Here is an 18,933-nt window from a genome sequence, read left to right as displayed (position 1 = left end):
CCGGATCGGATCGGTGGAGGCTCGAGTGCGGCGGCGGTGACGGTGCGGAGGTAGATGCTTCCGCGCCGTCATAGCGGGTGGCCACGGCTCTGAATTGCCCCTGCTTGCCGGTGGCCCGCTCCACTGTGCTGCGGTCCCTGCACCAGCCCCTGTCGAAGCCCGGCGACCGTCCGTCGCGTGAACCCCGGCGCAGGCGTGCCGTCTTGCGGTCCCGCTTCTCCAAGATCGTGTAGCGGATGCCGCATGTGCGAAGACAGGCGCGGCTGACCGAGCACTGGGGGCAGGCCTGGATCCACGCTCACAACGCAATCCGCTTCGCCGGCCCGGGGGCGGGCCTGGGCCGACGGACCATTGGCGTCCCACCCGCTCCAGGCGGACAACCGGCACGTTCCCGCGTCACCGCTGCCCCACCTGCCGCCGTCCAGCCCACTGCTTCGACGCCCGGCCCGGCGCCAGAACAGCCTTTGAGCCGAGGTGCCTTGCGAGACGTGCCAAAAAGCCTCCCCGCCTTCCGGCAGGCGACCGGCCCCAGTTGGACCAGATCGGACCAGATCGGATTAGATCCAATTAGATCGGATTAGATCAGACCAGAAATACCTTTACCTCTCGCCCTCGGGTGACGTCGAGGTGATGCGGCATCAAGCCAAAGTGACCCACGCTCCGTCGGTCGCCTTCCGAGATCGGTGCGTCGCTCCTATCCTCGTGCGCCAACGGTTACCGAAGGTAAGGGATGGCGATGAGCGGCACCACACGCAGAGGGTTCCTGGGAACAGCCGCGGCCGCCGGCAGCGGGGTCGCTCTCGGAACGCCCCAGCAGGCCGCGGCCCGGAGCGGCGCCGCCCCACAGACCGTGGCCGTACTGGGCGGGGGCGTCGCCGGGCTCACGGCGGCGCACGAACTCGCCGAACGCGGCTTCCGGGTCACGGTCTACGAACGCAAGGCCTTGGGCGGCAAGGCCCGCAGCATGGACGTGCCGGACAGCGGCACGGGCGGGCGCGATCCCCTGCCCGGAGAGCACGGCTTCCGCTTCATCCCGGGGATCTATCACAACCTGCCCGACACCATGCGGCGCATCCCCTTCCCCGGCAACCCCAACGGCGTCCACGACAACCTCGTCGCCCCCAAGGAGATGCTGTTCGCCCGCTCGGGCGGCCGCGAGGACATCCGGATCCCACTTCCCTGGCCCGACAGCACCCCGGCCCAACTCACCCCCGACGAAATCCGCCGGGCCCTCACCTCCGTCCTGGACACCGCCTTCAACCTCCCCCTCCACGAGGCCCTCTACTTCGCCAACCGCCTCCTCGTCTTCCTCACCAGCTGCGACGAACGCCGTGACGACACCTGGGAGCAGACGCCGTGGTGGGAGTTCGTACGGGCCGGGCGGATGTCGTACGACTACCAACGGATCCTCGCCGTCGGCATCACCCGCAACATCGTGGCCACCAAGGCGGAGAATGCCAGCACCCGTACGGTCGGCACCCTGCTGGAGGCGTTCGCCTTCAACGTCCTGGGGCGGGGCGCGGACGGACCGCTGGACCGGATCCTCAACGCGCCCACCAACGAGGCCTGGATCGACCCCTGGGTGACCTATCTGAAGTCACTCGGGGTCGAGTTCCACATCGGCTGGACCGTACGGGACCTGACCCTGGACGCGGGCCGGATCGGCGGGGCCGTCATGGAGGATCCGGAGGGTGCCCGCCGGACCGTCACCGCCGACCACTACATCTCGGCCATGCCTGTCGAACACGCCCGCCGCACCTGGAACTCCGCCGTGCGCGCCGCCGATCCCCAACTGGCCAAGTGCGACCGGTTGGAGACGGACTGGATGACCGGCATTCAGTTCTATCTGACCGAACGTACGCCGATCCTGCACGGCCATCTCGACCTCATCGACTCTCCCTGGTCGCTGACCGCGATCGCCCAGGCCCAGCACTGGCCGGGCCACGACTTCCCTGCCGATTTCGGTGACGGCACGGTCAGGGACTGTCTGTCCGTCGACGTGTCCGAGTGGGACCAGCCGGGCATCCTGTACGGCAAGACGGCCAAGCAGTGCACCCGCGCCGAAGTCGCCCGCGAAGTGTGGGCGCAGTTGAAGGCGGCGCTGAACGACAGCGGCCGTACGGTACTGAAGGACTCCGTGCTGCACTCCTGGTTCCTCGATCCGGCCGTGACCGGACTCGGCACTCCGAACCCGGCCAACGAGGAACAGCTGCTCATCCACCCGACGGGAACCTTCCACCACCGACCACGGTCGGCCACGAAGATCCCCAACCTCTTCCTGTCCGGCGACTATGTGGCCGTGCCCATCGATCTGGCCACCATGGAAGGCGCCAACACCTCGGCGCGGCAGGCCGTCAACGCCCTGCTGGACGAGATCGGTTCGGCCGCCGAACGATGCACCATCACACCCCTGTATCGGGCCCCCGAGTTCGAGGCACTCAAACGCCACGACCGCACCCGATACCTCCTCCGCCTGCCGAATCTCTTCGACCTCGGTTGACCGCATTACTCAATCCCTTCCCCAGCGCGGGGATTGTTCACGGACGGACGGACGCGGACGGGCTGCGGAGGGCGGAGGGCGGAGGGCGGAGGGCGGAGGGCGGAGGGCGGTCAAGAGAATCACGTCCGCCCGGGCCACCGACCACGTCCGCGAGTCCAGCAGCGCTCTCGCACCATGGCGCCAAGTCAGCCGTCCGCCAGGGCTGTTGCAAGGTCTTTTGATCCTGCGTGAGTGCTGGTCAGGATAGTTCGAGGAGGTCCAGTGGTCGGCGGAAGCTGTCGTAGGACATCTCGCGGAGGCCGACCGCGATGTTCGTGGCCGGCGGCTCGCAGTGTGTTGATGGCGAAGCTGCGGAGGGTGGCCTTGTTGTCTGGGCGGTGTCCGGTGCGGACCGTGGAGGCGTCCTGAGCGAAGGTGGAGACGCGGACGAAGTGGAGCCGGTTCTCGGTGATCCACTGTGAGCGGACGATCTTCGCGATGCGCTTGGGGGAGGCTTCGCGGCTGGTCAGGTCCGTGATGACGTAGACCGTCTCGCGGCTGTGCTTGCCTGTCGTGCGCTGGGTGCGGTGCCGGACGATCTTCGCGACCTGGACCGCGAGGGGGAAGCCGACGCCGAGGTCGGTGATGGTCAGGGTCTGCACTACGCGGTTTCCAGGCGTCCGTGTGCGTCGGTACGGTCGTAGAACTTCGCGCTCGCCTTCTGCCAGGACAGGGCGGCGAGTTGGCGGTGCGGGTTCTTCTGGTTGCGCTTCACGGTGAAGACGTAGTGCGCCTTCTTCTCCTCGGCGAGGAACCGTGCGTGATCGCGCTGGCAGTGCAGGGCGCCAACAGGGCGTCGAGGCCGGTGATTTCATTCGTCTTGCCGGGGACTCGCAGCAGGGTGACGGCCAGGCCGTCGCCCGGTGACCGCGGCCAGCAGATGGGCGGCCGGATCTCACCGTGGCGCGAGCCGCGGGCGCCCTTGCCGTCCGACGCGAGGGTGTCCGCCCCAGTCGGATCGGATCCCATCAGGTCGGCCGGACCGCCGGGCGTGCTGCAGTGTGTCGCTGGCCATCAGGGCGAAGCCGAGCAGACCCCAAGCCGTCGGTGCTGCACCGCTCCCACCCTCATCCCCAGGCGCGTGTCCCCGGTGAGTTCCAGCGCACGGCGGATCACCGTACTGCCCTGCCGATAGGAGACCCGCAGAGCCGCCGAGCACATGACCGTCTCGTCCAGCCCGACCTGCTCCAGCACGTGCCGGAGATCGACGCCGCGCTCCTCGGCGACGGAGGCGAGGTAGGCGAGGTAGGCGAGGTAGTGCAGGATATTCGGCTGGATCGTCGCCGACGTACTACGACTGGTTCCCGAAAAGGCAACCGGGCCCACGGCGAAAGACATCCGCGCTCCGCCGTCCTCTTTGATCTGACACAACCACTTTGACACCGCATGCCCGGGAGGAACCCGACCAGCTGAAGTCGCCTGTTCGGCCCGGGACGCCATGCGCTCCCGCCCCGGGCCGGCCGGCTGCCCCGTCGCCGACGTCGGGCAGGCGCGCGCTCAGACGGGCTGAAGCGCTTCGGGGACGAGGTGCTTGAGCGTGGGGTATCCGTCGACGGCCATGATCAGATCGGCTTCGGCCAGCAGCGCGCGCAGCACATGGACGATGCCGTCCGTGCCGGCCAGCGCACACCCGTGCGCGTAGGGGCGGCCGATCCCGACGGCGGTCGCACCCAGGGCGAGTGCCTTGATGATGTCGGCGCCGCTGCGGATGCCGGAGTCGAACAGGACCGGTAGCCCTTCGGCGGCTTCGACGACGCCGGGCAGAGCGTTGAGAGCGGGGAGGCCGCCGTTGGCCTGTCGGCCGCCGTGGTTGGAACAGTAGATTCCGTCCACCCCGGCATCCTTGGCGCGGCGGGCGTCCTCGGGGTGGCAGATGCCTTTGACGATCAGCGGCAGAGTGGTGAGGGAGCGCAGCCAGTCCAGGTCGTTCCAGGTGAGCGGGTTGCCGAAGATCTGGGTCCAGTGCAGGATCGCGGCCTGCAGGTCCTCCTCGGGCGGGCGCCGCAAGGCGGCGCGGAAGACCGGGTCGCTGGTGTAGTTGGCCAGAGCGTGGCCGCGCAGCTGTGGGAAGTTGGACGTGGCCAGGTCTCGGGGGCGCCAGCCGTTGATCCAGGTGTCGAGGGTGACGACGATGCCCTTGAACCCCGCTCGTTCGGCGCGGCGGACAAGGCTTTCGGCAAGGTCCCGGTCGGTGGGTGTGTAGAGCTGGAAGAAGCCCGGTGTGTCGCCGAGTTGATCCGCCACCCGCTCCAACGGATCGACCGAGAGAGTGGAGGCGACCATGGGGACGCCGGTACGTGCGGCGGCGCGGGCCGTGGCCAGGTCGCCGTGGCCGTCCTGCGCGCATATGCCGATCATTCCGATCGGGGCGAGGAACACCGGCGACGGCAGGGTCATCCCCAGCAGCTCGACTGTCAGATCCCGCTCGACAGTGCCAACGAACATGCGCGGGACCAGCCCCCATCGGTCGAAGGCGGTGACATTGGCCCGCTGGGTGCGCTCGTCTCCCGCGCCACCTGCGACGTAGGACCACACCGACGGCGGCAGCGCTGCCTCCGCCCTTCTCTCCAGCTCAGCGAAGTCCATGGGCAAGGTCGGCAGCACCCCGCCCAGCCCGTTGAGATAGATCTCGTTCTGGTAGTCGGCGAACGCCATGACACCACCCCTTCGATCACAAACCACCTGGGTCCGCTTTGGAACGCCCAGAATGCGACACTGAGCAGCCCAGCCGCCCTGGGTGCAGGATTTCGCTGCCCATGCACGGGAGAACGCAGGATATGGAAGTGGCGAACACCCCCCTGCTGAGCGAGGACGATCTCGCACTCATCCATGCCCTGCAGTTGCGGCCCCGGGCCTCGTGGACCGACCTGGGTCGCACTCTTGGGGTGGATCCGGTCACCGTGGCCCGCCGGTTCAACCGTCTGAGCGACCGCGGCGAGGCCTGGGTCAGCGTCTCGCCCGGTGCCAGGCTGTTCGACCAGATCTGTGTCGCCTTCGTCGATATCGACTGCACGGCCGGCACGAGCGCCCAGGTGGCGCGCACCCTGGAGAGCCACCCGCATGTGATCACCATCGAACGGTCGGCTGACACCCACCGCGTCCTCGCGACCGTGGCCACCCGAGACCTGGCTGCCATGTCCCGCTACGCCCTCGACGGCCTCGCGTCCATCCCGGGTATCGCGGCAGTCCGCACCCGGATCGTCACGCACATGTTCACCGAGGGTGGCCACTGGCGCATTGACGCGCTCGCGTCGGACCAGCGAACGCAGCTGATCGACGCCCCCGCGCCAAGGCCCGCCGCCCCTGCCCGCGGACAGTACGAAATCACCTCACACGACCGCGCGCTTCTCGGTCACCTGTCCCACGACGGGCGAGCCTCCCACCGCTTCCTGGCCGAAGCCCTGGGCACCAGCGGCTACAGCGTCAAGCGGCGCATCGACCAGCTGGTACGCCTGCGCCTGCTCCGCTTCCGTTGCGATTTCGCCCGACCCCTGGGCGGCTGGCCCGTCGCCGTCACGCTCTGGGCGACAGCACCCGCGGGCGACCTGTCCGACATCGGCCACGCTCTCGTCCGCCTCCCCGAGACCCGCAACTGCGCGGCGATCAGCGGCACCCACAACCTGATCATTCAGGCCAGCCTTCACTCGGTAAGTGACGTGCTCCGCCTCGAGACCCATCTCGCCCGCGCTCACCCCAGCCTCGTCATCGCCGAAAGGACCATCACACTCCGCCACGACAAACTCCTCGGGCGCGTCCTTGACCGGCACGGCCGCTCCGTTGGTGTCGTAGCGCCGGACCTGTGGAGCGAGCCGGATCCGTCAAGCGAACGGCATCTCCGGAGAGCCGATGACCGTCATGGACCTCTCGGGGGCCCTGAAGCACCGAACGGTGCGTAGCTCCACAGCGGATCGGGGGGCCCAGGACGCGGAACCGGACCTTTGTACGCTGATCGCGGCCCGCAGGGCCGAACTGGAGGTCGGTGACCTTGTGGGCCGGGTCGTTCTCCTGCAACTGCTGGGGGATCAGCAGTTGCAGGGTGATGAGGTTGGCCATCCATTGACTTGCTCCTCGGGCTGAAGCCCGATGATTCTGGCCTTCCCATCCGTTGCTGTGCCGCTACGCGGCGCAGTCTTCGGACGGGAATCCGTGGCTTCCTGCTTCGTCGCGCTGTGCCGGGACGAGTCCCGGTCTGACCTGCGCTCCACAGGCTGTCACCGCCAGTCCGGCGGCCGTTCTCACGTTCTTCGCGGCATTGTGGTCCCGGTCGTGGACCACACCGCAGGCGACACAGGTCCAGGTCCGGATGTGCAGGGGCTTGGGGCCGTCCTTCGCCCCGCACGCCGCACCGACGTGGCTGGTCGGCTCGAACCGGCCGATTTTCACCAGGGTCCGGCCGTACCTGACCGCTTTGCACTCCAGCATGTGCACGAACTGCGCCCAGCCCGCGTCATGCACACTCTTCGCCAGCCTGGTGCGTGCCAGTCCTTTGGCCGCCAGGTCCTCCACACCGATCGCTTGGTTGTCGCGGATCAGCTTCGGGGAGAGCTGGTGGTGGAACTCGCGGCGGGCGTCGGCCACTTGCGCGTGGGCGCGGGCGGCCTTCAGGCGGGCCTTCTCCCGGTTGTTCGATCCCTTCTGTTTGCGGGACAGCTCGCGCTGCGCTTTCTTCAGTTTCTTCTCCGCGCGGCGCAGAAACCGAGGGCTGTCGATCACGGGGCCGTCGTCGAGGACCGCGAAGTGGGTGAGACCCAGGTCGATGCCGACCGTGCCGAACCAGACCAGGCTGTAGACGAACGTCCAACGACGGGACACGGGCTCGGTGGGTCCGTCCGCGATGACACCCACGGGTGCTGCCGCGACCACGGGTGCGGGTGCGGGTGCGGGTGCGGGTGCGGGTGCGGGTGCGGGTGCGGGTGCGGGTGCGGGTGACGTGAACTCGGCAGACAATCCGGCCTCCGGAGGTGGGTTCGGCCAGAAGGGCGAGTGGGGGGTGGCGGCACAGTGGGGATTCAGAGGAACGCGTGTCCCTCGCCTCGGTAGGTGGGCACCTGGCCGACGACCTCGGAGCCGGACACCAGGTGGAGGGTGTTGACGCGTTCGCACAGCTCGCCGGCTTTGGCGTGGCGCAGCCATACGTGGTCGCCGAGCCGCAGGCCGGGCGCGGCGTCGCCCCGTACGGGGGTCTGCACCTCTCCGGCGGCTTCGAGCGGGGTCAGCTTCAGACCGTGGGGCCAGCTGAGGGTCGGCAGGCGGTCGGCGCCGACCGGCCCCGAGGCGATCCAGCCGCCGCCGAGCAGAGTGGCGATCTTCGCCGTGGGGCGGCGTACGACGGGCATGACGAAGAACGCGGCGGCGCGAGGCCGGAAGCGGCGGTAGTGGTCGAACAGCCCGGGTCCGTAGAGCCCCGATCCCGCCCCTATCTCGGTGATGACGTGCTCGGCGGCGGTCTGTTCGACGGTTCCGGTGCCTCCGCCGTTGACGAACTCCAGTGGTGCGACGTTCTCGACGGCGCCGATGGCGGCGGCCCGGCGTTCGGCGAGTTCGCGGGCCGACAGGCGCTGCATGGTCCGGCGCAGCACACCCTGTACGGGCGAGCCGGGCGGCTTGTCTCCCAGGCCGGCGATCTGGCCCTCGTACGACATGACGCCCACGAGCCGGAAGCCGGGCCGCTCGGTGACGGCGCGGGCCAGGTCCGCTGCCTGGCGGGGGGTGTGTACGGGTGAGCGGTACGGGCCCAGGTGGACGCGCCCGCCGAACAGTTCGAGCGAGGCGTCCAGGTCGATACACACCCTGAGGTCGGGGCGCTTCGGGCCCACGGCCTCGTCGACGAGATCCAGATGGCCGACCGAGTCGATCATGAGGGTGACGCGTTCGGCGGCGCGCTCGTCCGCGGCGAGCAGCCGCAGCGCTTGCTGGTCGGTGGTCGGGTAGCCGATGACCACGTCGTCGTGCTCTGCGGACAGCCACAGGGCCTCGGGCAGGGTGAAGGCGAGGATGCCGTGGTAGCGCGGTCGCTCGGCCGCGCGCCGGATCAGGTCGCGGCTGCGCACGGACTTGCTGGCGAGGCGGATGGTGGCGTTGCCGCCCGTACGGCGGGCCATGTCAGCGGCGTTGAGGTCGAAGGCGTCCAGGTCGACCACGGCGAAAGGGGGTTCCAGGTGCGCGGTCGCCTTGGCGAGCTGGGTCATCCGGACCTCGCTCAGCCCGCTGACGGCGGCCGGCACCTGGTCGGGCGCGGATATCGCAGATGTGCTCATGCGGTCCTCCTCGATCGTCATCACGCACCTCCGGACGGGTCCGACAGCCGGGTGCGGCCGGCACGCAGGAGACGGTCGCGCTCGCGCCGCCCTTTGGCTTCGATGATGGGCACGAGCAGGCGGATGAGCTGCGGGACCGCACCCGCGACCTGCTGGACACGGCCGGCGAGGGTCGGGAAGACCACTTCGGTCGGCCTGGTGCGGAACGACTCGACGACGACCTTCGCGACCTCCGCGGGCGGGACCGACTTCTCGGCGAACGCGGTGATCGCTGTCGGGTCGTTGAGCTCCTGGTCGAGCATCTCGGTACGGGTGGCCGCCGGGTGGATGATCGTGAAGTCCAGTGGGCCGTGCCGCTCCTCCAGCGCGACGGCGTGGTGGAAGGCCCGCAGTCCGTGCTTGGTGCCGCCGTAGGTGGCGTACCCGGGCAGGGCCAGGAACGAGCTCATGCTGCAGATCGTGACGATGTGGCCGCTGCCGCGCTCGGTCATCCTCGGGATGGCCGTGTACACGCCGGTCATGGTGCCGAGGAGATTGACTTCGACCATGGCGCGGTGCTGTTCCAGGCTCAGGTCCCGGGTCTTGCCGGTGGTGATGATGCCGGCGTTGTTGACCAGGATGTCGACGGGTCCGAACTCGGCCTCGGCCGCGTCGAACGCCTTGGTCCAGCCCTCCGGGTCCCGGATGTCGAGGCGGAAGGCCGCGGCCCGCTTGCCGAGGCGGGCTGCGGTGGCCTGTGCGGCTGTCTCGTCGACGTCGGTCAGCAGCACACGGTGGCCGGCGCCGACCGCGGCGTCGGCGATGGCGGCGCCGATTCCTGCCGCCGCGCCGGTCACGAGGACGACGCGGTCGTGCGGGGGTTGCTTGTTCATGGCCTCAGACTTTCTCTTGGACGCTAGTCCAAGTCAATTGTTCAGAAATGGCTGGAACACGACCTTTACCTTCCGGCTCGGCTGAAACGTCGCGGTTCATAGTGGGAACACCTCGATGTGGCCGTCATTGAGTTCGGCGGCGTGCACGGGGTCGTCGGTCGGGACGGTCGCCGCGAACAAGGTGCGGCCGTCATCACCGGCCACCAGACAGCTGAGCGTGTACTGGCTGGTGGCCACGCGGTCGAGGATCTGTCCTCCCTCCGCCACGCGGACGCATTCGCCGCGCAGGGCGTTTGCGGCCCAGACGGTTCGGCCGTCCCGGTCCCAGGCGAGTCCGTCCGGGGCGATCGGTGAGGCGGAGCGCTTGGCGATCCAGGGATGGTCCAGCAGGGCGGAGATCTTCCGGGTGACCCGCCCGGCCGGTCCCCCGTCGTTGACCAGCCGCCACAGCAGGGGCGAGACCAGCGAGCCCCACGCGCGCGGCGCGCCGAGCGTGCCGTCCGGCCGTACGGGGAACGCGGTGATGCGCAGGCCGAGCGTCTCCGCCGCTATGAGTGTCGCCCCGTCCTGGCTCAGCAGCAGCCCGTTGGGGAACAGCACCGGTTCGGAGAGGCCGAGCAGGTCCCCGTCGGGGCCGAAGCAGGTGATGGGCGCCTTCGGAGGGCCGGGCGGCTCGTAGAGCTGGGAGTTCGGGTTCTCGCGGTCGAACGTGTAGTAGTCGAAGCCGAAGTTGCCGACGTACGCCCGCCCCTGTGCGTCTACCAGCATGTCGTTGACCGGGCCGCCTGCGATCTTCCGCAGGTCCGCGTGCTCGACCAGTTCGCCGTCGGGTTCGAGCCGGTAGACGCAGCCTCCGTCCATGGAGACGACGAGCAGGCGCCCGTCCGGGAGCCAACCGAGGCCGCCGGCCCGCCCCGGCACCTCGCAGACCGTGTCCAGACGCCCTGCCCCGTCCCACCGGTGCACCGTGCCGTGGGCGAGGTCCGAGAACCACAGGGCCCCTTCATGCCAGCGCAGCGACTCGGGAACCCCGAGTCCACCAAGGACTGTCTTCGCTTTCCGCTTCATTGCGGACCGCTCCCAACGGGTGTCTGGGCGTTGATCGCCAGGGGGGGGGAAGGAAGTTGGTCAAGCGTCCTAGACGCTTGACTTGTACGCTTGACCGTCTCACTCTGGTCGAACCGAAGTCAACGCCCCGCAGGAGATTCCGTGACCGAGTCCTCAACCATCAGTGACGCCGGTGCCGCATCGGGTGCGGGCATCGCTGTGGACAATCCCGCCACCGGAGAAGTGATCGGCAGCGTCGCGGACACCTCCGCGGAGCAGGTCGCCGCGGCCGTCGAGCGCGCGAGGCGCGCCCAGCCGGGTTGGGCGCATCTGAGCGCCGACACCCGTTCGCGTCTGTTCACGCGCGCCCGCCACTGGATGCTGAGTCATCGTCAGGAAATCGTGGACTCGATCGTCGCCGAGAACGGCAAGGCGGAGGAGGACGCGGTCATCGAGGTGGTCTACTGCGTCGGCGCCTTCGCCCACTGGGCCAGACAGTCCCCGCGCCTGCTCGCCGAGACCAGGGTCCGCTCACTGTCCCCGCTGGTTCTGGGGCGCCGCATGTACACGCAGCGGGTGCCGCTCGGCGTGGTGGGCGTCATCGGGCCGTGGAACAACCCGCTGATCAACTCGTTCGGCGACGCCATCCCGGCGCTCGCCGCCGGCAACACCGTCGTCATCAAGCCGTCCGAGTGCACACCGCTGACCGCGCTCCTCATGGAGCGGTTGACCCGCGAGTGCGGCTGGCCCGAGGACGTGTTCCAGGTCGTCACGGGCGCCGGCGCCACCGGACGGGCCGTCGTGGACACCGTCGACTTCGTGATGTTCACCGGCTCGACGAGGACCGGGCGGGCGGTCGCGGCGCGGGCCGGGGAGCGGCTCGTGCCCTGCTCACTCGAACTCGGCGGCAAGGACGCCCTGATCGTCCTCGCGGACGCCGACGTCGAACGCGCCGTCAACGTCGCGCTGCACGGTGCCCTCGTCAACGGCGGCCAGATGTGCACCTCGGTCGAGCGCTGCTACGTCGAGGCCCCGGTGTACGAGAGGTTCATCGCCCGGCTGCGCGAGCGGTTCGCGGAGGTCACCCAGGGCAGGCCGGCCGGGCCCGGTAGCACCGACGTGGGCGCCCTGACCTTCCCGGCCCAACTGGACGTCGTGACGGACCACGTGACGGACGCGGTCGAGCGTGGCGCCCGGGTGCTCGTCGGCGGGCACCCGGCGTCCGGCCCGGGCCGGTTCTTCGAGCCCACGCTGCTCGTCGACGTCGACCACTCGATGGCTTGCATGCGTGAGGAGACCTTCGGCCCCACGCTGCCCGTGATGAAGGTGGCCGACGCGGAGGAGGCGGTACGCCTCGCCAACGACAGCACGTACGGCCTGCAGGCCACCATCGTCGGCAGGGACACCGCCCGGGCCCGCAGGCTGGCCGAGCGGCTGGAGGTCGGCTGCGTCACCGTCAACGACGTCCAGTCCAACTACATGGCGTTCGGTCTGCCCATGGGCGGCTGGAAGGGATCCGGGCTCGGCGTCCGGCACGGCGCGGAGGGCATCCGCAAGTACACCCGGCTCCGCGCGGTCTCAGTGAACCGGTTCCCGCTGCGCCGCGACCCGCACATGCTGCCGTTCGATCCCTCGTCCTACCGCTTCATCCTGCGCCTGGTGACCGCGATGTACGGCAGGCGGTCACCTTTCGCGAAGTCCTCCGCGACGACCTTCACGAACAAGTGAACCGGTTCCGAGCCGGACACCCGCACCACAACCGAAAGGTATGAACCCATGTCCCTGACCACCGATACCCCGATACAGCACGACTCGGTCGGCCACATGCCCGAAGGCGTCACGCTGCCGATGCCGCCGCAGAACCCGACGGTCGAGGAGGAACGCCTGATCCGCAAGCAGGAACTGGCCGCCGCTTTCCGGCTGTTCGCCCGCTTCGGCTTCTCCGAGGGGGTCGCGGGACACATCACCGCGCGCGACCCGGAACACCCCTCGGCCTTCTGGGTCAATCCTTTCGGGATGTCCTTCGGACAGATCCGGGTCTCCGACCTCATCCTCGTCGACCACGACGGGACCCTGCTGGAGGGGAAACGGCCCGTCAACAATGCCGCGTTCTGCATCCACTCCGAGGTCCACCGCGCCCGCCCCGACGTGGTCGCGGCCGCGCACACCCACTCCCTGCACGGCAAGGCGTTCTCCAGCCTCGGCATCCCGCTGGACCCGATCACACAGGACGCCTGCGCCTTCTACGACGACCACGGGCTGTACACCGACTACCTCGGCGTCGTGAACGACACCGAGGAGGGACGCCGGATCGGCGTGGCGCTGGGCTCCGGCAAGGCGGTCGTCCTGCAGAACCACGGGCTGCTCACCGTCGGAGCGTCCGTCGCCGAGGCCGCCTGGTACTTCGTCACCATGGAACGCTCCTGCCATGCCCAACTGCTGGCCATGGCCGCGGGGACACCCAGGCTGATCGACCCGGACACGGCACGGACGGTGCGGGAGCAGACCTCCGGTCCTCTCGCGGGCTGGTTCCAGTTCCGCCCGATGTGGGACCAGATCACGCAGCAGGAACCGGATCTGTTCGACTGACGGACGGGCCTGGAACGCCGGGTGGGCGGGCGGGCTCGACAGCCTGACCGACCGGGGCACTCCGTACTACCGGTCCGACTCAGGCCGAAAGCGCATCCGCACGGCTCAACGCGAGGGTCTCCAGGTGCCTGCCGGTAAGGTCCAGAACGTGAACTCATCGGCCTCAGCGAGCCGTTGGCGTTCGCCAACGGCTTCTGCCCGATCGACGACGGCCGGACGCTGCTGGCCGCCGAGACAATGGCGATGAGGCTCGTGGCGCTGCCGGTACTGGCCGACGGCCGACTGGGGCCGCCCCGCCCCTGGGCCCCCTTGATCGAGCCCTGGCTGTGGAAGGCGGTCACCCACCCGGGACTCGTCGGCAGCATCGCCCGGCGCGTCTCGGCCCTGCTCGACCACCAGGCCATCGCCGACCGCTCCAGCAGCCCCATCGCACCCGACGGCATCGCCCCGGGCAGGGACGGTACGGCCTGGGTCGCCAACGCGCTGCGCGGCGAATGCGTCCGGGTCGGACCCGGCGGCCCCATCCTGGACCGCGTCGCGACCAGCCAACGCACGCTCAGCTGCCTGATCGCGGGCCCCAAGGGTGACACCCTGTACGCGGCGACCATTGCGACCGACGACCCGCCGCGCGCGCGGGAGCTCAACGCTTCACGGATCGAGGCGTACGTGCTGCCGTCCTGACCACGAACCCGGGCACTCCCCCGCCCGCTTCCCCTTCTCCCGCGTCTCGCGTTCCGCGACGCTCACCGTACCTTCGAGAACAGGAACACCATGGCAAGGATCACCGACCGTACGATCCTGATCGTCGGCGCGTCCGCGGGCATCGGCGCGGAAGTGGCGCGCCAACTCGCCCCCGGCAGGAACCGGTTGGTCATAACGGCCCGGCGCGCCCCCGAACTGGCCAGGCTCGCGGAGCAGGTACGGGCCGCGGGCAGCGACTGTCTGGACATCGCCGCCGACGCCCTCGACCCTCGGGAGGCGGCCGACGTGGTGGCGGCCGCCACCAGGGAGTTCGGGTCCGTCGACATCGCGCTGCTCAACGCCGGGGACGGCCCGGACATGGCCATGGACCAGGTCTCCGTCGCCGATGTCTCACGCATCATGGCGTTGAACTACGACGTCGTCGTCAACTACCTCATTCCCCTGACCGAACAGATGCTGCGGCAGCCCGACGGCGGCCTGATCGCCCACACCAACTCCCTCGCGGGGCTCATGGGAATTCCCCGCCAGGGCCCGTACTCGGCCGCCAAGGCCGCCGCACGCACCCTCCTGGACGCGGCGCGCGTGGAACTCGGGCCCCGCGGAATCCGGTTCACCACCATCCATCCGGGCTTCGTCGCCACAGCACGCATCAGCGAGGACGGGCTGCCCAAACCGTTCGAGATCACCGAGGAGCGCGGGGCACGGCATGTCATACGCGCCCTGGAGAAGGAGCCGGCCCAGGCGTACTTTCCCTGGCCCACCGCGGCCCTGGTCCGTACCCTGCGTACGCTGCCGACGCCGCTCGCCTCCCTGATACTGCGGAGACTGGCCTACTGACGGAGCGTTCCTCCGCTGCATCGCTGTGCACCGCTGCACCGCTGCAGACATCGACGCCCTCCGCGTCCGGGACATACCGGGCGCCGAGGGCGCCCAGGCACCTGACTCGATACGCGACGAAGCAACCCACGCGGCGGCGGGAGTGCGAGTGCCTCACCGCCGCCCGACGTCACTGCACGGTCCCGCCGGGCAGACGGCTCTGCGGGGCGCAGGCCGTCGTCCGCCGCGTGCCCGCGGCGGGTTCGCGACGCCCCGCCGTCCCATGGACGAGGTGACCTTGCGCCTCCTCGGCCGAGTCCTCGACCCGCGCGGCAGGTCACTCGGCGTCGCCGCGACCGACGTGTGGTCCGAGCCAGGCACGTCCGGCACCGCGGGATGAGCTGGTGCGCTCCGCCGTGCTCAGGCCTCCCGGGGTTGGGTGTGCTGGAGGAGGTGATCGGCGAGCAGTTCGAGGGCCGCCCGGCTGTCATCGCTGTTGCGGTCGACGAGCCAGGTGATGTTGAGGCCGTCGATGGTCGACTGCACGTACCGCGCGAGCACCGGTACAGGCACCGTCCACTCGATCCCGGCGTTGTCGGCGGCCAGTTCGAGCAGGGAGGCGAACGCGCTCAGGAAGATCGCGTACTGCCGTCTGGCCACGTTCTCGAAGCCGGGATTGCGCAGCGCGTACTGCGTGAGCTCGTAGCTGATCTGGTGTTCCCGCGGGTTCGCCTCGAACCCGCTCCAGAACGCGTGCAGACTGTCGAGGATGCTGTCGCGGATCTCCCGGTGCGGCGTGAAAAGACCGCGGGCCTCCGCGACGTACCGCTCGGTGAGCGTCTGCGTGACGACTTCGAGCAGCTGCTCCCTGGAGTCGAAGCAGTAGTGGAACACCCCGAGGGGCATGCCGGCCTCGTTCACGATCGCGCGGGTGGTGGCCTTGGCCACGCCGTCCCGTGTCATGACCCGGATCGCCGCTTCGAGGAGCTCGGCCCTCCTGTCGCTCGCCGCCATGCGGGGCACGCGCACTCCTCTCTTCACCTGCGGGTTCGCCCGCCAGGATAGCGGTGGGCAGGTGCCCGGCCCAACAGATGTGAGTCGATCGTCCAAGACGCTTGACATGGTCCCCGGCTCTGCGCGGCCGTCGTGGACCTGCTGTCCTTCGGCGGCAACTTGATCGAGACCGGAACCGAGTCCTACCGCCTCTCCCGCGCCCGAGCCCCGGGCGGAGATCGACCGCCTGAACATCGCCGGGGCCTTCGGCATGGGGCGCACCTGTTCGGTCCGGTGCGCAGTGAGTGGGACCGGCGGTGGAACGGCTGGTGGGCGACGATCCGCCGTTCCACGCGCCGGTGTTCGTCCTCACCCACCACCCGCGCGAGCCGCAGCCGATGGACGGCGGCACCACCTACCACTTCGTCACCGGCGGAATCGCCTCCGCACTGGACCAGGCCCGCGCGACGGCCGACGCCGGCGAAGTCACGGTCCTCGGCGGCGCGACCTCCGTCAACCAGAACCCCTGCGTCATGTGTTCAGGGTTGTTTGTTCGGCTCCAGTGTTCGAAGGTGAAGAACCGCCGACCGCTGCACCTGGAGCGCGAGTTGACGGGCACAGGGAGGGGATTTCTCATGGCACTACGCAAGTTGGCCGCGGCACTGTTCGCGGCAGCGGCGATCGCGATCTCGACGGTCGGGCTCAACGGTACAGCCAACGCCCACACCGACAGCGCCAACGGCCGCACCGGCATCCTCACCTCCGAGGAGGCCCGGCAGCCGTCACTGACGGCTGCCCAGATGAAGAACGCCGTCGTACCCGAAGCGGCCGGGTCCGGCTCGCTCGCCGCCTCGCTGAACTGCGCGTACTACTACGTGTGCGGGAAGGGCGGGAACGGCAACAGATTCGACTACACCACGTGCAGCACGACGTACACCCTGCCCAACCTCGTGGGCTGGGGCTCCCTCCACAACAACCAGACGCCGGGCACCAGGGCGCACTTCTACGACGTGAACGGTGCCTGGATGTTCTCCATCGACGCGCCCGACAGGAATGACGTGTTCTGGACCCCGGTCTGGTACGTCATCGCCTGTTGAGCCGACAGCGCGGCCCGGCCCGTGTGCGGTGGGGTGAACCCGACGGTTCACCCCACCGCCGTCAACACCTCCCCGTCCGCCTTCAGGTCCTGGTCAGACGCCAACCCGCTTGATACAGCCCGAGTTCCGTAGTCCCCAGCTCCGCCGCCCGGCCCGCGTCCCGCGTCCCCGGCAAGGGTGACCGGCAAGGATGACCGGGCTGCAGCCGATCCCCGACACCATGCCGAAGTCGGGGGTCGGCACGGCGCCTTCCGCCCCGGCCCCCGCGAAGGCGGGCAGCAGCCCCGGTCCGTCCGGGCACGGGACGACGACGCCGTCGGCCACGCCCAGGAGGTGTTCGGGGCCGACGCCCGGGTTCGCCCCGCAGAGCTGGGGCACCGGGTCCGCGTGCAGCAGGACTCGGAAGCTCTCGGGCGCGGCGGCGCGTCCCGCCGCTACGGCCGTCTCCTGGAGCGAGCCGCGCGATCGTGTCGCGCCACGCGCGTCGCGGACGGCCGCCACCAGCGCATCCGGGTTCTGCCCGGCCTCGGCGTAGCCGTCGCGGCAGGTGCCGTAGAAGGCGAGGCCGACCCCGCGGGCGCCACCGGTGCTGGTGGGGACGATGTCGGCGGCGGCGCTGCGGCCGTGCTCTCGGTCTCCACGCCCTGGGCCGTCGTCCTACGGCCCCGCGAACGCCCCGAGCGCCTTGAGGGGCCGGTCGGGCGGGACCGGCGGCCCCAGGGCGGCACCGGTCTGCCCTCGCGGCCATGCCCGCTCTGTGGTCACGCTGGTCATAGGCCCCTTCCTGCGGGCAGCGCCATGGGCCGAAGGAGTTGATCGACATGACGACTGTGACAGGTGTACCGGACCGCCCCGTCCGGGTGAACGCGGTGCTCGACGCACCGTTGTCCCGCTGGCTGTGGCTGGTGAAGTGGATCCTGGTCATCCCCCACTACGTGGTGCTGTTCTTCCTCTGGATCGCGTTCGTCGTGGTGAGCGTGATCGCGTTCTTCGGCATCCTGTTCACCGAGCGCTATCCACGCGCCCTGTTCGACTTCAACCTGGGGGTGCTGCGCTGGACGTGGCGCGTCGCCTACTACTCGTATGGCGCCCTGGGAACGGACCGGTACCCGCCGTTCAGTCTGGGAGCGGAACCCGACTACCCGGCACGGCTGGACATCGACTACCCCGAGCGCCTCTCCCGGGGCCTGGTCCTGGTGAAGTGGTGGCTGCTGGCCATCCCGCACTACATCGTCATCGGCTTCTTCGTCGGCGGCTGGCACGTCGGCTGGTGGAACGGTGGACTCGTCGCCGTACTGGTGTTGATCGCCGCCGTGACCATGGCCTTCACCGAGAAGTACCCCACGGATCTGTTCGACCTGATCCTCGGCCTCAACCGGTGGGTGCTGCGGGTCTCCGCCTACGCCTGTCTGATGACGGACACGTATCCGCCGTTCCGGCTCGACATGGGCGGCACCGAGCCAAGGGCTGCGGAGAAGCCGTCATGACCCCCGAACCGGCATCGCTGTCGCCGTGACCCGCGTATGCCCGGCCCGCGACCGGCCGGCCGGGCATACGCCCACGGGTCCAGGGGGTGGTTCCCAGGACCGGTACGACCGCGTGCCGACCGCCTGGGATCAGTCGTGCGGGACACCGGCGCCGAGGCGAGGTGGAGCACCGCGTGAGTGACCGGGCCCATGTGGCTGCCGACCGGTGCGCGGCGGATCCGTCGTCCCACGACGATCAACGCCGCTTCGCGCGACGCGTCCACGAGGTGGGCGCCCGCGTTGCGACGACCTGCTCGAAGTCGTTCACCACCGCCGCGGCCCGCAAGGTGCCCCTCGGCGCCGTCCATGGCCGCAGCACACCGCTCCACGCGTACACCCCCTGGCGTGGACCACACCCTGCCCCAGGAGATCGTCCGGGACGCGCGGGACCATCTGAGCCAGGCCCTGCGCCCCTGGCGCGAGAAGTTCCCGAGTGTGGACGTGGCCGACACCATCCGCCTCGAAAGCCCGCCAGACACCGAGCCGAACCGGCAA

The 18,933-nt window shown here is 69.6% G+C and carries 15 protein-coding genes and 4 pseudogenes; 9 read left to right on the top strand and 10 right to left on the bottom strand.

Annotation, left to right across the window (positions count from 1 at the left end):
• The first annotated feature begins 736 nt into the window (after positions 1–736).
• Positions 737–2,500 carry a hydroxysqualene dehydroxylase gene (locus tag AWZ10_RS42550; protein ID WP_060893818.1) on the top strand — a complete coding sequence of 588 codons (1,764 nt, stop codon included), beginning with the start codon at positions 737–739 and terminating at the stop codon, positions 2,498–2,500.
• A gap of 185 nt (positions 2,501–2,685) precedes the next feature.
• Here the strand turns inward: AWZ10_RS42550 and AWZ10_RS42545 are convergent, their stop codons facing one another.
• The 3 genes from AWZ10_RS42545 to AWZ10_RS42535 all read right to left on the bottom strand — a co-directional run bounded on the left by AWZ10_RS42545 (position 2,686) and on the right by AWZ10_RS42535 (position 5,194).
• The gene (locus tag AWZ10_RS42545) at positions 2,686–3,141 is read right to left on the bottom strand and encodes a DDE transposase family protein (protein ID WP_060893805.1); all 456 of its coding nucleotides are present in this window, start codon (positions 3,139–3,141) and stop codon (positions 2,686–2,688) included.
• A 412-nt stretch (positions 3,142–3,553) separates the two neighbouring features.
• On the bottom strand, positions 3,554–3,877 hold the full coding sequence (locus AWZ10_RS42540; protein WP_060893804.1) for an AraC family transcriptional regulator ligand-binding domain-containing protein: 324 nt from the start codon (positions 3,875–3,877) through the stop codon (positions 3,554–3,556).
• Positions 3,878–4,036: 159 nt separating this feature from the next.
• Positions 4,037–5,194, bottom strand: a complete 1,158-nt coding sequence (locus AWZ10_RS42535) for an alpha-hydroxy-acid oxidizing protein (RefSeq protein ID WP_060893803.1) — start codon at positions 5,192–5,194, stop codon at positions 4,037–4,039.
• Positions 5,195–5,322: 128 nt separating this feature from the next.
• Between AWZ10_RS42535 and AWZ10_RS42530 the strand changes: the two genes are divergently transcribed.
• Positions 5,323–6,435 carry an Lrp/AsnC family transcriptional regulator gene (locus AWZ10_RS42530; RefSeq protein WP_244172748.1) on the top strand — a complete coding sequence of 371 codons (1,113 nt, stop codon included), beginning with the start codon at positions 5,323–5,325 and terminating at the stop codon, positions 6,433–6,435.
• Positions 6,436–6,655: 220 nt separating this feature from the next.
• On the opposite strand, the pseudogene AWZ10_RS42520 reads toward AWZ10_RS42530, so the two are convergent.
• From AWZ10_RS42520 to AWZ10_RS42505, 4 genes and pseudogenes are all read right to left on the bottom strand, one after another.
• Positions 6,656–7,303: pseudogene (locus tag AWZ10_RS42520) on the bottom strand (RNA-guided endonuclease TnpB family protein); the annotation flags it as partial.
• Positions 7,304–7,548: 245 nt separating this feature from the next.
• A complete protein-coding gene (locus tag AWZ10_RS42515; protein ID WP_079104675.1) occupies positions 7,549–8,796 on the bottom strand; it encodes an amino acid deaminase/aldolase in 1,248 nt (415 codons plus the stop codon).
• A gap of 20 nt (positions 8,797–8,816) precedes the next feature.
• The gene (locus tag AWZ10_RS42510) at positions 8,817–9,668 is read right to left on the bottom strand and encodes an SDR family NAD(P)-dependent oxidoreductase (protein WP_060893802.1); all 852 of its coding nucleotides are present in this window, start codon (positions 9,666–9,668) and stop codon (positions 8,817–8,819) included.
• A 96-nt stretch (positions 9,669–9,764) separates the two neighbouring features.
• The gene (locus tag AWZ10_RS42505; protein WP_060893801.1) at positions 9,765–10,736 is read right to left on the bottom strand and encodes an SMP-30/gluconolactonase/LRE family protein; all 972 of its coding nucleotides are present in this window, start codon (positions 10,734–10,736) and stop codon (positions 9,765–9,767) included.
• A 141-nt stretch (positions 10,737–10,877) separates the two neighbouring features.
• On the opposite strand from AWZ10_RS42505, the gene AWZ10_RS42500 reads away from it, so the two are divergent.
• From AWZ10_RS42500 to AWZ10_RS42485, 4 genes are all read left to right on the top strand, one after another.
• Positions 10,878–12,443, top strand: a complete 1,566-nt coding sequence (locus AWZ10_RS42500) for an aldehyde dehydrogenase family protein (RefSeq protein WP_079104670.1) — start codon at positions 10,878–10,880, stop codon at positions 12,441–12,443.
• Positions 12,444–12,491: 48 nt separating this feature from the next.
• Positions 12,492–13,304 (top strand): class II aldolase/adducin family protein, encoded by an 813-nt coding sequence (locus tag AWZ10_RS42495; protein ID WP_107417611.1) that lies wholly within the window; start codon positions 12,492–12,494, stop codon positions 13,302–13,304.
• A gap of 174 nt (positions 13,305–13,478) precedes the next feature.
• Positions 13,479–13,985, top strand: a complete 507-nt coding sequence (locus AWZ10_RS42490; RefSeq protein ID WP_060893800.1) for an SMP-30/gluconolactonase/LRE family protein — start codon at positions 13,479–13,481, stop codon at positions 13,983–13,985.
• Positions 13,986–14,075: 90 nt separating this feature from the next.
• Entirely contained in the window at positions 14,076–14,843 is a 768-nt protein-coding gene (locus tag AWZ10_RS42485; protein WP_060893799.1) for an SDR family NAD(P)-dependent oxidoreductase, read from the top strand.
• A 399-nt stretch (positions 14,844–15,242) separates the two neighbouring features.
• Here the strand turns inward: AWZ10_RS42485 and AWZ10_RS42480 are convergent, their stop codons facing one another.
• Complete coding sequence (locus tag AWZ10_RS42480; protein ID WP_060893798.1) at positions 15,243–15,836, bottom strand: TetR/AcrR family transcriptional regulator; 594 nt, start codon at positions 15,834–15,836, stop codon at positions 15,243–15,245.
• Between the two features lie 111 nt (positions 15,837–15,947).
• On the opposite strand from AWZ10_RS42480, the pseudogene AWZ10_RS54745 reads away from it, so the two are divergent.
• Positions 15,948–16,043, top strand: a pseudogene (locus tag AWZ10_RS54745) (IS21-like element helper ATPase IstB); the annotation flags it as partial.
• Positions 16,039–16,336, top strand: a pseudogene (locus AWZ10_RS42475) (dihydrofolate reductase family protein); the annotation flags it as partial. The pseudogenes AWZ10_RS54745 and AWZ10_RS42475, both read left to right, overlap by 5 nt.
• A gap of 669 nt (positions 16,337–17,005) precedes the next feature.
• On the opposite strand, the gene AWZ10_RS42465 reads toward AWZ10_RS42475, so the two are convergent.
• Positions 17,006–17,413 (bottom strand): hypothetical protein, encoded by a 408-nt coding sequence (locus AWZ10_RS42465; RefSeq protein WP_060893797.1) that lies wholly within the window; start codon positions 17,411–17,413, stop codon positions 17,006–17,008.
• A gap of 320 nt (positions 17,414–17,733) precedes the next feature.
• Here AWZ10_RS42465 and AWZ10_RS42460 point away from each other — a divergent pair, with 320 nt between their 5' ends.
• Positions 17,734–18,399: a DUF4389 domain-containing protein gene (locus tag AWZ10_RS42460; RefSeq protein WP_046707250.1), complete on the top strand. Its 666-nt coding sequence runs from the start codon at positions 17,734–17,736 to the stop codon at positions 18,397–18,399.
• Positions 18,400–18,539: 140 nt separating this feature from the next.
• Here the strand turns inward: AWZ10_RS42460 and AWZ10_RS54740 are convergent.
• Positions 18,540–18,674: pseudogene (locus AWZ10_RS54740) on the bottom strand (universal stress protein); the annotation flags it as partial.
• Between the last annotated feature and the right edge of the window lie 259 nt (positions 18,675–18,933).

The organism is Streptomyces europaeiscabiei (genome assembly GCF_001550375.1).
Taxonomy (GTDB): domain Bacteria; phylum Actinomycetota; class Actinomycetes; order Streptomycetales; family Streptomycetaceae; genus Streptomyces; species Streptomyces europaeiscabiei.
Note: the sequence above shows the minus strand (reverse complement) of the source record. Positions and strands in the feature narration are given on the sequence as shown.